At 66.0% G+C, this 13,419-nt stretch carries 11 protein-coding genes; 4 read left to right on the forward strand and 7 right to left on the reverse strand.

Annotated features, from left to right (window positions below):
• Positions 1–49: 49 nt before the first annotated feature.
• The 7 genes from V8U06_RS17800 to V8U06_RS17830 form a co-directional block, all read right to left on the reverse strand.
• Positions 50–1,105 carry an ABC transporter ATP-binding protein gene (locus V8U06_RS17800; RefSeq protein WP_427141794.1) on the reverse strand — a complete coding sequence of 352 codons (1,056 nt, stop codon included), beginning with the start codon at positions 1,103–1,105 and terminating at the stop codon, positions 50–52.
• 12 nt (positions 1,106–1,117) lie between these two features.
• Positions 1,118–2,641, reverse strand: a complete 1,524-nt coding sequence (locus V8U06_RS17805) for a sulfatase (protein ID WP_427141795.1) — start codon at positions 2,639–2,641, stop codon at positions 1,118–1,120.
• A 1-nt stretch (position 2,642) separates the two neighbouring features.
• On the reverse strand, positions 2,643–3,470 hold the full coding sequence (locus V8U06_RS17810; protein ID WP_427141796.1) for a carbohydrate ABC transporter permease: 828 nt from the start codon (positions 3,468–3,470) through the stop codon (positions 2,643–2,645).
• Positions 3,467–4,402, reverse strand: coding sequence for a carbohydrate ABC transporter permease (locus V8U06_RS17815; RefSeq protein ID WP_427141797.1), 936 nt, complete (start codon positions 4,400–4,402; stop codon positions 3,467–3,469). Before V8U06_RS17815 ends, V8U06_RS17810 begins: the two co-directional genes overlap by 4 nt.
• Before the next feature lie 10 nt (positions 4,403–4,412).
• Positions 4,413–5,768 (reverse strand): extracellular solute-binding protein, encoded by a 1,356-nt coding sequence (locus V8U06_RS17820; RefSeq protein ID WP_427141798.1) that lies wholly within the window; start codon positions 5,766–5,768, stop codon positions 4,413–4,415.
• Between the two features lie 107 nt (positions 5,769–5,875).
• Positions 5,876–7,426, reverse strand: a complete 1,551-nt coding sequence (locus V8U06_RS17825) for a hypothetical protein (RefSeq protein WP_427141799.1) — start codon at positions 7,424–7,426, stop codon at positions 5,876–5,878.
• 155 nt (positions 7,427–7,581) lie between these two features.
• Positions 7,582–8,685, reverse strand: coding sequence for a GntR family transcriptional regulator (locus tag V8U06_RS17830; protein WP_427141800.1), 1,104 nt, complete (start codon positions 8,683–8,685; stop codon positions 7,582–7,584).
• Between the two features lie 380 nt (positions 8,686–9,065).
• Between V8U06_RS17830 and V8U06_RS17835 the strand changes: the two genes are divergently transcribed.
• From V8U06_RS17835 to V8U06_RS17850, 4 genes are all read left to right on the forward strand, one after another.
• The gene (locus tag V8U06_RS17835; RefSeq protein WP_427141801.1) at positions 9,066–10,133 is read left to right on the forward strand and encodes a Gfo/Idh/MocA family protein; all 1,068 of its coding nucleotides are present in this window, start codon (positions 9,066–9,068) and stop codon (positions 10,131–10,133) included.
• Positions 10,124–11,149 (forward strand): Gfo/Idh/MocA family protein, encoded by a 1,026-nt coding sequence (locus V8U06_RS17840; RefSeq protein ID WP_427141802.1) that lies wholly within the window; start codon positions 10,124–10,126, stop codon positions 11,147–11,149. The genes V8U06_RS17835 and V8U06_RS17840 overlap by 10 nt, the downstream gene beginning before the upstream one ends.
• A 9-nt stretch (positions 11,150–11,158) precedes the next feature.
• Positions 11,159–12,133, forward strand: coding sequence for a glucokinase (locus V8U06_RS17845; protein WP_427141803.1), 975 nt, complete (start codon positions 11,159–11,161; stop codon positions 12,131–12,133).
• Positions 12,134–12,282: 149 nt separating this feature from the next.
• Positions 12,283–13,218 carry an asparaginase domain-containing protein gene (locus tag V8U06_RS17850; protein WP_427141804.1) on the forward strand — a complete coding sequence of 312 codons (936 nt, stop codon included), beginning with the start codon at positions 12,283–12,285 and terminating at the stop codon, positions 13,216–13,218.
• The last annotated feature ends 201 nt before the right edge of the window (positions 13,219–13,419 follow it).

The following is a 13,419-nucleotide window of genomic DNA, read 5'->3' on the forward strand; positions in this document are numbered from 1 at the left end:
CCTCTGCTTGGAGAAGACATTGACGCTCTTTCGACGTTCCGCCCGCCGTCTAATTCTGATCGCTTATCCTCCGGCCCGATGCCGTGTCGAAGACGTGCAGCCGGGTGGTATCCGGGCGAATGTGGATGGTTTCGCCCGGGCGGATGGGCAGGCGGTCGCGGCCGAGATAGGTGAGTTTCTGGCCGGCCATGTCGAGAAGCAGCAGGGTTTCGGCGCCGGTCTGTTCGACGACCACGACGGTGGCCGCCGTTCCGGCGGGATCGAGCAGCAGGTGTTCCGGGCGGATGCCGAGCGCGACCCTGGTGGTGTCGGCGATGGCGTTCGCCGGGACCGAGAGGCCGCTGCCGCTGATGAACTGCCCGTTTTCGATACGCCCCTCGATGAAGTTCATCGCGGGCGAGCCGATGAAGCCGGCGACGAACATGTTGGCGGGATGGTCGTAGAGGTCGAGCGGCGATCCCACCTGCTCGACGATGCCGGCCCGCATCACCACGATCTTGTCCGCCATGGTCATCGCCTCGACCTGGTCGTGGGTGACATAGACGGTGGTGGTGCCGAGGCGCTGGTGCAGCGCCTTGATTTCCGCGCGCATCTGCACGCGCAGCTTCGCATCGAGGTTCGACAGGGGCTCGTCGAACAGGAAGACGCGCGGATCGCGCACGATGGCGCGGCCCATCGCGACGCGCTGGCGCTGGCCGCCCGAGAGCTGGCGCGGCAGCCGGTCGAGCAGGGCCGAGAGATCGAGGATTTCGGCCGCAGCGGCAACGCGCCTGTCGATCTCCTCTTTCGGCTTGCCGGCGAGCTTCAGCGAGAAGCCCATGTTCCTGGCGACGGTCATGTGCGGATAGAGGGCATAGTTCTGGAACACCATCGCGACGTCGCGCTGTTTCGGCGGGATATCGTTGACGACGCGCGCGCCGATACGGATCTCTCCGCCGGATATGCCCTCAAGCCCCGCGATCATGCGCAGCAGGGTGGACTTGCCGCAGCCGGACGGGCCGACCAGCGCGACGAACTCGCCATCCGCGACCTCCACGTCGACGCCGCGCAGGACTTCGACCGCGCCATAGGATTTGCGGGCTTCGCGGATCTGTACTTCAGCCATGGTCTTCACCTCTCACTTTGCGGTCACGTCGAAGGCCAGGCGCGAAAACGCCTCGGGTGGTGCGCCATTCGCCTGCATCAGGCGGGTCATCAGGCCGGCAAGGCGTTGCTCCTGCCCTGGGTCGGCGAGCGGCGTTTCCTGGCCGGGATCGGCCGTGAGATCGTAGAGGCGCGTTTCGGATTCGAGCAGCGCGCCGGGGCCGTAATTGTTGTACATCGGCGATCGCTCGATCACCGGCACTTTCAGCAGCGTCGCGCCCTTGGTGAAATCGAGCGGCGGCGAGAGCTCGACCGCGGCGAACTCGGCCGGCGTGAACGGCGAGAAGATATGCGTCGGCATCAGCGTGTACTGGTAGAGCTCCTGCTGCGACAGGTCCTCCGGGAAGCGGTGATAGGTGTAGCGGCCGTCGGCGACATTCACCGCCCCGCCGAAGTAACCGAACAGCGCGCCCTGGCGCGGCGACGTGCCGTCGGCCATCGCGCGGAGCGAAAAGCCTTCGTTCTCGGGCGGCGGCGTGGCGCCGAAGAGATCGAGGAAGGTCGCCGCCAGGTCGATCGACTGGGTGAGCGCGCCGGAACGGCGTCCCGCACGTTCCGCATGGCGCGGATCGTGCAGGAAGAGCGGAATATGCGCCACTTCCTCATAGAGGTTCATGCGGTTCTTGGCCCAGAAATCGTGTTCGCCGAGCAGGAACCCATGGTCGGTGGTGACGACGAGGGCCGTGTCCTTCCACAGGTCGTGTCGGTCGAAATAGTCGAGCAGCTCGCCGAGCAGGTGGTCGCACATCGCCACCACGGCATAGTAATTGGCGCGCAGTTCCTCGCATTCCTCAGGCAGTTCGTCGACACGGCCGTAGCGCGGCCAGTCGCGGATCGGGCCCTTCCAGCCGGTGTCGAATGCAGCCTTGAAGCGTTCCGGCGCCGTGAAGGGTTCATGCGGATCGAAGGTCTCGATCTGCAGCATCCAGTTGTCGGCATCGCGGTTGCGGTCGAGGAAGTCGAAGCCCTCGGCAAAGCAGCGCACGGACGGGAAGTCCTTCTCTTCCTTGATGAATTCGCGGTTGACGATGTTCTGGCCGAAATAGGACCGCCGCTGGTCGCTGAACTGTCGGGCATGGTATTTTTCGCGCAGGCGTTCCCAGTGGGGCTGCACCATCGCCTTCCAGCGGTCGCCCTCCTGGCCGCGCACGAATTCATAGGAATCGTAGCGGTTGTGATAGGTCGCCCCGCCGTCTTCCCAGTAGTGGAAATGGTCGGTCACCAGATGGCTGTAGGTGCCACACTGCTGGTGCAGGATTTCCGGAAAGGCATTGTCGAAGGGTTCCAGCGGCCCCCAGCTGCGATGCAGGAAGGTGAGGCGGCCGGTCAGCATGTCGCGCCGGGCCGGCATGCACGGCAGGCTGCCGACATAGTGTTTGTCGAAGGTCACGCTGCGGGCCGCGAGCCGGTCGAAGTTCGGCGTGGAGATGCGCGTTCCACCATAGGGGCCGAGCAGGTGCCGGTTGAGGGAATCGAACAGGACAAAAACCGCCTTCATGCTACTTCACCGCTCCTTGTGTGAGTCCCTTGACGATGTAGCGCTGCGCGACGAGCAGCACGAGGATGGCCGGGACCATGGCCAGCGCGGCGCTGGCGGCCATCTGGGTGTACTGGATCTCGAAATCCTGGGCGAACTTGGCGATGGCGACGGGCACGGTGGCCGTCTGCTTCATCGTCAGCGTCAGGGCGACGGCGAATTCGTTCCAGGAAAAGATGAAGGTGAGGATCGACGTAGCGGCGAGGCCCGGTGTGATCAGCGGCAGGATGACATGCCACAGGATATGCGGCGTATCGGCCCCGTCCATGATCGCTGCCTCTTCCAGCTCCTTCGGCACGTCGCGCACGAACACCGCCATCAGCCAGATCGCCATCGGCAGGTTGAGCGTCGCATGGGCGAGGATCAGGCCGGTGAAGGTGTTTTCCAGCCCGACCGCCCGGGCCATGGTGAACCAGGCGCTCGCCAGCGCGACGGGCGGGATCATGTGGAAGATCATCGTCCAGGCGAGGAAGAGGTGAACGGTCCAGGCGGGCCAGCGCATCCGGTTGAGCGAGAAGGCGGCGAGCGTGGCGACGACGACGCACAGCACCGTGCTGGCGACGCCGACGATGATCGAGTTGCGATAGTTGAGCAGGAAGTCGGAGGTCTTCGACCAGAGCACTTCGGCAAAGTTGCTGCCGATGGGCGTGAAGAGCACGTCGCCCATCAGAAGCGAGATCTGTGTGCGGAAGCCGGCCGCCACGGTCCAGACGATCGGCACGAGGACGAGCGCGGCGGTGACCGCCAGGACGAGATGGACCGGAAGGGTGGAATTGGTGCGCCGGCTCATGTGCTTGCTCCCGTGCGGCGGCGTGCCGAAAGGGCGACGACGAGAAGGAGGGAGACGAGGAAGATGATGGCGACCGACATGGCCGAGCCGTAGCCGGCCTTGTCCTCGGTGAAGAAGCGCTGGTAGAGCGTGAAGCTGATCACCTCGGTCGACGTGCCGGGGCCGCCGCTGGTCAGGAGATAGACCTCGTCGAAGACCTTGAAGGCGAGCACGAGGCGGAAGGCGAAGGTGACGACGATCGTCGGGATCATCAGCGGCAGCGTGACATGGACCAGTTCCTGCCAGGCGCCCGCGCCGTCCATCCTGGCGGCCTCGAAGACATCCTGCGGCAGCGATTCGAGCCCGGCCAGAAACAGCAGGAAACAGAACGGCGTCCAGTGCCAGATATCGACAGCAATGACCGAGAGGAGGGCGGTTTCGGGACTGCCCAGCCAGTCGTGCGGCAGGATGCCGACAAGGGAGAGGGCCTTGTTGGCGAGGCCGAAATCGAAATTGAGCATCAGCTTCCAGATGGCGCCGATGACGATGCCCGGGATGAGGATGGGCAGGATGAAGATCGCCCGATAGAGCACGCGGCCGCGCACGATCTTGGTGCAGAGCAGCGCCATGGCGAAGCCGAGGACCATCTGGCCGGCGACGGCGCCGAAGGCGAAGATCAGCGTGTTGGAGATGCCGGCGCCGAACAGGCTGTCGGAGAACAGCGCCTGGTAATGGGTGAGGCCCACCCAGGTGCGAACCGGCTGCCCATCCGCCCAGGTGATGGTCTGGAAGCTGGTGAGAAACAGGTTCGCGATGGGCAGGACGCTGAGGGCGAGCATCATGGCGAGGGCCGGACCGAAGGTCAGCCAGCGCCAGAGACGCTGGCCGCGGTCTTCGGAGACCTTTGCCGGCCGCCGCGGGGACGAGGATATCTGTGTTTGCGCGGCGGCCATGGTCCGGTCCTTACTTCAGCGGATCGAGCTTGCCGGTCTTGTAGGAATGACCGGCCATGATCTTTTCGATCTCGTCGGACATTCCGTTCAGCGCGTCGACGGTCGTGATCTCGCCGGCGACGGCCCGGTTGAGGCCGAGTTCCAGTACCGAGATGACCTCGCTGGCCTCCGGGAACTGGTAGATGTTGACGGCATGCGGCAGGGCGTCGGCGAGCGGCTTCATCCAGCGATAGCGGCGCTCCTCGGCAATCGGCTCCTTGTAGACCGCCGCGTTGACGGGAATGCCGCCGGCCTTGGCCGTCTCGAGCTGCGCGGCCTTCGTCTGGAACCAGCGCAGGAACTCCACGGCGGCGCGCTTGCGGTCGTCGGGAACGTTCCTGGAAATACCGGCCAGCCAGTGACCGAGGCCGGGCGAGGTGGGGAACCCTTCCACGGACGGTGTCGGCGCCCATTCCACCTTGTCGACGATGGCCGACTTGTTCGGATCGTCCATCTGCGACCAGGCGGCGATGACCATCATGATATGCGCCGAATGGCCGGTGAGCATGGCCTGAAGGACTTCGGCCTGGTCGGCGGCCGCCGTCTTCGGATGGCCGGCCTCCTTGGCGAGGCGCACATAGTAGTCGAGGGCTTCGCGGCCGCGGTCGGAGTTCAGCGTGACGGAATAGTCGCCCGCCGACTGGTCCTTGAAGATGCCGCCGCCGAAACCGTAGAGATAGGGATAGAAGTCGTAGGCGACGGTGTGCGGCCCGCGCGCGCCGCGCTGTACGATGCCGTACATGCCCGGCGGATTGTGGAACTTCCTGGCATTGGCTTCCAGTTCGGCGAAGGTCTTCGGCGCCGAAAGGCCAGCCTCCTGATAGAGATCGCCGCGATAGTAGAGCATCGGTATCAGCGGCGAGACCGGCATCGACATCAGCTTGCCGGCCTTGGTCATCGTCTTGCTGGCGGCGTCATAATAGACTGTGTCGCCGAGCGTGTAGACGTCCGGGTCGAGCTGGAAGCCAGGGTCGATGTCGGTGATCGCCTCGACGAAGCCGCCGGCATACATTTCGGCGAACCAGCCGGAATTCATGATCAGGATGTCGTACTGGCCCTCGCTCGCCCGCACGGAATTGCGCTGCTTTTCGAGGGAGCCGGCGAAGGGGTTGACGTCGAGCTCCACTGTGTTGCCGGTTTCCGCCTCATAGGCCTCCACCGTCTTGCGGAAGCTTTCGAACCAGGGCGACTGGTTGATCACGATGGTGATCGGCGCGACGCTGGCGGCATGGAGCGGCCGGAAGGCGCCCGGCACGAGGCTGGCGCCGGCGGCCAGTCCCATGCCCTTGAGGATCGTGCGTCTCGGAATGCTGGTCTTGAAGGTCATCGATGAGTCTCCCATTGCCTCATGAATGTTCACTGCTTGCGTTTCGCTTCCAAGAAAACGGGTGCTCCCTGCGGCCCTCCTGCCGCATCGGGGTGCTCCCCGTTCTCCTATTCGCAGAAAATGGGGCTTGCCCAGTTCCATTGGCCGTTGGCCTGGCGCATGCGGGCATAGATCCAGTCGCCCTTGCGCAGGGGCTCGATGGCGAGCGCCCCGCGCCACTGCCATTGATGCGGGCGCGGCAGCGGATGCAGGCGGAAGGCCGGGCTGTCGATCGGGCCGAGATTGCCTGAAAGCGCGCCCTGCAGCAGGCGTTCGGCGCTCGACTCAAAGGTCTGGCCGTCCAGCACCAGCCGCACCTTGGCGTCCGGTGCGATGCGGATGCGGGCCGCGATCGCCTGCATGGAGGCGGTCGTGTTGTTGGGGTTGGCGATCGAGCGGATCGTGAAGTCGATGCGGTTGCCGGAAAGACGGATGTCGTTTTCGTCCTTCGCATCGCCGCCGCCTTCCAGCGGCGAAACCACTTCGGAGCCGCGCAGGCGCGGTTCGACGGAGAGGATGTCGCCGCCGGCAAGCTCCAGCGAGCCCGTCCAGTCGTGGAATTTTCCGCGCGCGCCCCAGCCGAGCTCCAGCACGAGCAGGGTTTCGATGCCGCCGTCGGCGGTGTCGACCGGGCTTCTTTGCAGGTCCGGCGTCACCCGGCTGACGACGTCGCCGTTGCGGATGAGGTCGATATAGTCGATGGCGCCGCCTGCGACCGCCTCGAGCTCCAGCAGACCGTGTCCGCCCGCCGCAAGACTGTCCCCCTGCATGGCGTCGCCGAGCGCGAAGAAGAGATGGCTCGCATCGCCGGTCAGCGCATTGGTATGGCGCCGGTGGATGCCGTGCCACAGGGCGGTGCGGGAATTTTCCGGCGCGTAGACGGCCGAGCGGCCATGGCCGTAGGAACCCGGATAGCCGCTGTGGTGATCGGTATTACCGAGGAAGCCGAAGCGGATGCCGCGGTTGAGGCCATGGCGGGCGGTGGACTGGCCGTCGCTGGGCCCCATGGAATGCAGGAACGGCCGGTCCATGATCGAGGTTTCGGAACAGCCGTGCATGGAGATGATCTCCATCACCGGCGACAGGTCCTCGATGACCGTATCCCAGTTCACGCCGCGCGCGCCGAGGCGGTAACCAATATGGTGCGGGAAGGCGAAGACGCCGTCGCCATGGGCGGCGCGCAGCCGGGCATGCAGGTCCGCCGGCGTATCGGCCTTGACGATCTCCTGGCGGCCGATGTCGCGATAGACGATCGTGTAGTCGCCATGGGCGAAGGAATGGATTTCGTAGCCCGGAAACACGGTGAAGACGCCCGGCTCGTCCGCCGCCGCCAGCGTGTCGAAATGGGCGGCCCACAGCGTTTCGAGCTTGGCGAAGCCCTTCACATGGAAATCGACGATATGGGCGACACTGGGATCGTCGACCGGCATGTCGGGCCAATAGGCATGCCCGGTGACGGACACGAAATCGAGCTGGCGGCGGGCACGGCGCAACGCCTGCTCCAGGCTGCCATGGCCGTAGGAAATGTTGCAGTGATTGTGGATGTCGCCGTAATAGGGCCGCACGCCAAAACGCGCGGCAAGGGGCCGTAGCCGCTCCGGCAGACGCTCACCCAACATACTGCACCCCTCCCTCTTGCGAACGGCCGGGAAGCGTCAGGCTTCAGGCGCAGTCGACTGATACAATATGTATTGTACGGTATCAGATGCATTTCGGGATGCAAGCATGTTTTTTGCCGGCGTGCACGCGCATCCCCGTCAGGCGGATAGGTCTTTCAGCGGGAGGGTGCGCCGGTGCTGTCGCGGAACTCGGCGATGCAGTCGAGATAGACGATCTGCGGTGCCTCGCGGGGTGCCTCGATGCGCCGGTAGATGACCTCGATGAGGCTCCTGGCGGCGGCGAGATAGGAGCTTCCGGCCATGCTCATGAAACCGAAATGCTCGGTCGGAACATCGTGGTGGCCGAGCACGACGAGGCTGAGGTCCTGCGGGCAGGAAATGCCCAGGTCGGTGAGGCATTGCCGGACGCCGAGGGAATCGGAAATGCCGAGCGTTGCCATTGCCGTGAAGGGGAGCCGGCCGTCCCGGTCGATCAGTGCGCCGAGCGCCGCCTTCAGTGTCTCACCGACACGCTGGGTCGGGTGCAGGACGCCGCCGAGCACGATGCTTTCCGTGTGTTCCCATCCGGTCTTGCGGCGCCGGCCGATCCGGTCGAAGGCGCGCCGCACGGAAAGGATCGGCTGGGCCATCGAATCCAGCGAAACCAGCGCGATGGATTGGTGCCCCAGCTCGGAGAGGTGCTCCAGCGCCAGATCCAGCGCTTCTTCCCAGTCGGTGCCGATCCGGTCGATGTCGACGCCCGCGACGGAATTCCCGTCGACGACGAGGGCGCGCGTCTTGCCCTGGAGAAGGTTGAGCAGCCGGATCGGGATGTTCTCGTAGTGGGACTGAAGGATTGCGGCGTCGAAATCCGGAACCGACGTCAGGATATCCAGCAGGTGACCGGTATTGTGATAGGAAATCTGGACGACCTTGCTGCCGGTGCGCGAAAGGTGCTCGACGATGTGGTTCTGTACCAGCACGCAGCGCTCGTTGAGGCTGGCATTCGACAGGATCAGCAGGCTGTCGAGGTGCCTGGCGGGGCCGGTGCCGTTCCCGGCGGACGCATCGCCGTCCTTGACGACATAGGTGCCGCGACCGACCTGCGACGTCAGCAGGCCTTCCTCGCGCAGGCGCGTCAGCGCCTCCTGCACGGTGGCCTGGCTGACCTGGTGACTGCGCATCAGGTCGCGCACCGTCGGCAGCCGTGCGCCATCGTCGAGCCGCGCAATCTGGTCCCGCAGCGAAGCAAGGACCGCCTGTGAAGATGCAGCGCGCAAAGGTCTGCCCCGATCGTCGATTCGTGTCTGTTTCTTACCGCTTGTAATCGGATACATTTTGAATCCTGCCCCGGCAATCCCGCCCCTTCGGCCGAAATGCCCTGGCAATGGGTCTCCTGTTCGCGTCTGATTGTATTATAGCGGATACAAATTGAACTTTACAATTTGATTTTCGCGTATACGCTTGGCGCAGAATTGGCAAATGCCGTCCCTCGCAGCGATCGGAAGGGGAGCCCGTCGTGCCGCAAAGCCCTGTCAGGAAACGAGGCAGCCCGGATGCCGGCGCAGGTAGCCCTGCCGGGGGCGCGGCCTGATACATTGAAGAGAGCGGGTGCTGCCTCATCGAGCGCCCAGCGTGCCACCAAAGCGGATTGATCATCATGTCTCGTTCGGCTGCCGACCGGATCGCCGTCGCCGTCATCGGTGCGGGCTTCATCGCCGATTACCACATCAACGGCCTTCGCGCCGCCGGCGGAGCCGATATCGCCGTTCTCGTCGGCCGGCGGGCGGAAGCGGTGCAGGCGAAGGCCGCGGCGCTCGGCATCGGGCGGGCGGAGACCGACTATCGCCGCGTGCTCGACGACGGGGCGATCGACGCCGTTGTCATCGCGACGCCCGACGATACGCATGCGCGCATCGCCATCCATGCGCTGGAGGCGGGCAAGCGGGTGCTCCTGCAAAAACCGATGGCGCTGGACAGCGTGCAGTGCCGCGCCATCCTCGCCGCGGATGAACGGGCGGGACGCCGCCTCACCGTCAGTTTCATGCATCGTTATTTTCCGGAGGTGCGCTGGCTGCGCGGCCAGCTCGAGGCCGGCGCGTTCGGCGCGGTCCATTCGGTGCGCCTTCGCAACGCCACGCCCGGGGCGGACTGGACCGACTGGTTCTTCAAGCCCGGCAATGTCTCGGGCGGCGTCGTCATGCAGCTCGGCGTGCATGGCATCGACCTCGTTCAGCATCTTCTCGGTTCGATCGAGAGCGTCGCCGCCGACATGACGACGGCAAGGCCGGAGCGGCAGCTTGCGGACGGGCGGCGGGTGCGCACGGAACTTGAGGACAATGTGCTCGCCACCTACCGGCTTGCCGGCGGCGCGCGGGTGAGCCACGAGATGAGCTATACCGAACTTGCCGGATGCGACCGGTTCCGCCTGGAGCTTTATGCCGAGCGCGGCACCGTCTGGCTGCGCACCGAACGCGGCATGGCGGCGCTCCATGCGCCCTCCGTCACCGGCGCGCCGGGCTGGTCCGCGCCGGGCTTGCCGGAGGAGCCGCCTGGCGCGACCCATCATCGCCATTGGCTGTCCATGCTTCGCGGTGACGCGCCGGCCGACGACACGGCCGCAGCCGGGCTGCGTTCCATCCAAGTGGCGGAAACCATTTACGCAGCAGCGCGGGCCGGCAGGCGAATGACGGTCGGCGAGGAAGGGGAGAAGGCCGGATGCGCCTGAAGATCGCGCTACTCGGCGTCGCGCATGACCACGCCGATTTCTGGACCCGCGCCTTTCTGGAGCGCCCCGAAGTCAAGCTCGTCGGCGTCTGGGATGAATCGGAAGCCGTGGCCGCGGACTTCGCCGCCCGTCATGGCCTTGAGGTGGTGCCCGATCTGCCGGGCCTCGTCCGCAAGAGCCATGCGGTCGCCATATGCTCGGCGACGAGTGACCATCTGAAGCTGGTGGAGGCGGCGGCCGCAGCGGGCAGGCCGGTGTTGTGCGAGAAGCCCCTCGGCATCAACCGTGCGCAGTGCGATGCCATCGCCGACGTGGTGGCGCGCACCGGCATTCACTTCATGCAGAGTTTTCCGAAGCGTTTCGATCCCGCCAATCACGAGATCGCGCGGCTCCTCAAGGAGAAGGCGCTTGGCCGGGTGACGCTGTGCCGCGTGCGGCATGGCCACGGCCATGGCCTGACGGAGGCCTTCCGCGCCGCCTGGTTCGTCGACCCGGCCCGGTCGGGCGGCGGCACGCTGCTCGACGAGGGCGTGCATGCCGCCGATTTCCTGCGCTGGATGTTCGGCGAGCCCGAGACCGCCTGTGCAACGCTGTCCTCCACGCTCGGCCTGCCGGTGGAGGATACGGCGGTCGCCACCTTCCGCTATGCGGACGGCATGATCGCCGAGGTGACGACGAGCTGGTGTTTTGCCGGCGCGGACACCTCGATCGAGATCTACGGGACGGAGGGTTCCATCCTGCTCTCCGGCGTGGACATCGCCTCGCGCCCGGCGCGCGCGGCGGATTTCCTGCGCGTCTTCCGGCGTGGCGAAGAGGCGGGATGGTCCGCCCTGCCGGTCGTGCCGTCGTTCAAGACGGGGGTGTTTCACCAGCATGTCGCCTGGGCCTTCGTCGATGCGCTGAAGCGCGGCGGCCCGATGCCCGTCACCCTGGAAGACGGCCGCCGGGCGTTCGCGATGATCGATGCGGCCTACCGGGCCGCCGCCGCCGGCGCCGCCCAGCCGATTGCACGATAGGAAGATCCCATGGTTGCTCTTGCCTGCGATATCGGCGGAACCAACACCCGCCTTGGCCTCGTCCGCAATGGCATTCTCTTGCCGGAAAGCACGGGCAGCTACGCCAATGACGAATTCGAGGATTTCTATGCCGTGGCGGCCGCCTTCCTGCGCGAACGCCGCGAACATCGGGTCGACAGCGTCTGCATCGCGCTTGCCGCCGTGGCGACGGCCGAGGGCGCCACGCTGACGAACCGGGACTGGACCATCGCCCGCGACCGCGTGGCGGCCACGTGCAGCGCCGGCAAGGTCGATTTCATCAACGATTTCGAGGCGCTGGGCTATGCGATGGGGCAGGTCGAGAAGCTCGAGACGCAATGCCTGACGCCGGATACGGCGGCGGGCCAGCCCGGACCACGGCTGGTCCTCGGCGCGGGAACGGGTTTCAACGCGTCGGCCTGGTGCCCCTCGCGCTTTGGCGGAGAGCCCCATGTCGTTGCCGCCGAATGCGGACATATGACGCTGCCGCTTGCCGGGGAGACGGAGTTCTCGCTGCAATGCGCGCTCTCGGCGGGCCGCGGACGGGCATCGGTGGAGCGCGCGCTTTCGGGCCGCGGTCTTTTCGAGATCTATCAATGGCAATGCGCGCAGGCCGGCCGGCCGCCGCGCGCAGAAACGGCGGCGGCAGTGTCGCGCGGTGCGGTCGCGCGGCAGGACGAGGATTGCGTGGCGGCGGCCCTCATGTTTCTGCGCTTTCTCGGACGCGTGTGCGGCGATCTCGCCCTGGCCTACCTGCCTTTCTCCGGCCTCTATCTCTCCGGCGGCGTTTCCCGTGCCCTGGCGCCGCTTCTGGCGGAAGATCCGACATTCCTGTCCGCGTTCCGGGCCAAGGGCCGCATGGCCGGCTTCATGGAGACTTTTCCCGTCCACCTGCTGTGCGATGACGGAACGGCGCTGCATGGCTGCGCGGAGTGGCTGAGGCTGACATTGGCTGCTGGCGGCTGAGGGACCGGCGCTCCTAGGGATTGCGGGCATTGCGGCCGTTTTCCTGTGGCTGGCGGAAGCCCTCTTCTGCGACCGCATGGTTCCGGCTTGCACCGCACGGCCGCGCATTGCAGACATAGCGACCGGACCAGGCGAGGAAGGCCTCTTGCATGAATGTGAAAACCGAGTTGACCGCGCGCCTCGACGCCGGCTCCCGCCGATCGGATGTCCTGCTCGTCCATACGGGCGGCACGATCGGGATGGGGATGACGCCCTCGGGGCTTGCGCCTGTCGCTGGGCTTCTGGAGCGGGCGGTAGAGTCATACGGCTCCGCCGACATGGCTGTGACCGTCGTCAGCTTCGACCCGCTGGTCGATAGCGCGGACATCACGCACGAACACTGGAACCGCATCGTCGCGCTGATCGAGGCGTGGGACGGGACCGGCGTCATCGTCACCCACGGCACCGACACGATGTCCTTCACAGGGGCAGCGCTCAGCCAGGCGCTGTCGGGTCTCGCGATCCCGGTCGTTCTCTGCGGCGCCATGCAGCCGCTCGGCACGGGGGGCGATGCGGAAGACAATCTGAAGCTGGCGCTCGGGGCGACGCGCCATCAGCCCGCCGGGGTCTGGCTCGCCTTCGCCGGCCGCATCCTGCCCGCCGCCGGGCTCGTCAAGCATCATACGCACAGGGCCGATGCCTTCCGGGCCGTGCTGCCCGTACCGCAGGCCTCGGAACGTCGCTTCCGCCGTTTCGGACCGGTGCGGTTGGCCGTGATGACCATCGCCCCGGGTTTGAGCGGGGAGGTCCTTGCCGCGATGCTTGCCGCTCTGGACGGCGCCGTCCTGCGGCTCTTCGGCGCCGGCACGATACCGGGCGAACCGGCGCTGCTTGCGGCGCTCCAGGGCGCGATGGCCAGGGGATGCCGCCTGCGCGCCGTCAGCCAGTGCGAGCAGGGCGGTCTCTCGCCGGGCGCCTACGCCGCCGGTGCCGCCCTCTGGCAAATTGGCGTGGAGAACGGCGAAGCGGAAACGCCCGAGGCGGCCCTCATCCGGCTGTGGCTCGACCTTTCCCATCGCGATGGATCGGAGCCGGTGAGGCTTTGAGCGGATCGAGGACGCCGCCCCGCCGCTGAAGGCGTAGTCTGGCGGAGGGCCTGCCCTCCGCCAGACCCATGGCTCTCCTAGGGTCAGGACCTATTAATTTGGAATAAGTTGTGATTCATAGCCTCTGTCAGGAGGCTGTTATGAGTGATTTGTTTTTGCTGAGCGAACAGCAGATGGCGCGGATCGCGCCGTATTTTCCTT

Source organism: Shinella sp. G-2 (genome assembly GCF_050172695.1).
Lineage (GTDB): Bacteria > Pseudomonadota > Alphaproteobacteria > Rhizobiales > Rhizobiaceae > Shinella.

Coding starts and splice junctions, on each gene's coding strand:
- V8U06_RS17845 (WP_427141803.1), top strand. CDS start 11,159: ATGGTTGCTCTTGCCTGCGATATCGGCGGAACCAACACCCGCCTTGGC.
- V8U06_RS17825 (WP_427141799.1), bottom strand. CDS start 7,426: ATGTTGGGTGAGCGTCTGCCGGAGCGGCTACGGCCCCTTGCCGCGCGT.
- V8U06_RS17850 (WP_427141804.1), top strand. CDS start 12,283: ATGAATGTGAAAACCGAGTTGACCGCGCGCCTCGACGCCGGCTCCCGC.
- V8U06_RS17820 (WP_427141798.1), bottom strand. CDS start 5,768: ATGACCTTCAAGACCAGCATTCCGAGACGCACGATCCTCAAGGGCATG.
- V8U06_RS17810 (WP_427141796.1), bottom strand. CDS start 3,470: ATGAGCCGGCGCACCAATTCCACCCTTCCGGTCCATCTCGTCCTGGCG.
- V8U06_RS17840 (WP_427141802.1), top strand. CDS start 10,124: ATGCGCCTGAAGATCGCGCTACTCGGCGTCGCGCATGACCACGCCGAT.
- V8U06_RS17805 (WP_427141795.1), bottom strand. CDS start 2,641: ATGAAGGCGGTTTTTGTCCTGTTCGATTCCCTCAACCGGCACCTGCTC.
- V8U06_RS17815 (WP_427141797.1), bottom strand. CDS start 4,402: ATGGCCGCCGCGCAAACACAGATATCCTCGTCCCCGCGGCGGCCGGCA.
- V8U06_RS17835 (WP_427141801.1), top strand. CDS start 9,066: ATGTCTCGTTCGGCTGCCGACCGGATCGCCGTCGCCGTCATCGGTGCG.
- V8U06_RS17800 (WP_427141794.1), bottom strand. CDS start 1,105: ATGGCTGAAGTACAGATCCGCGAAGCCCGCAAATCCTATGGCGCGGTC.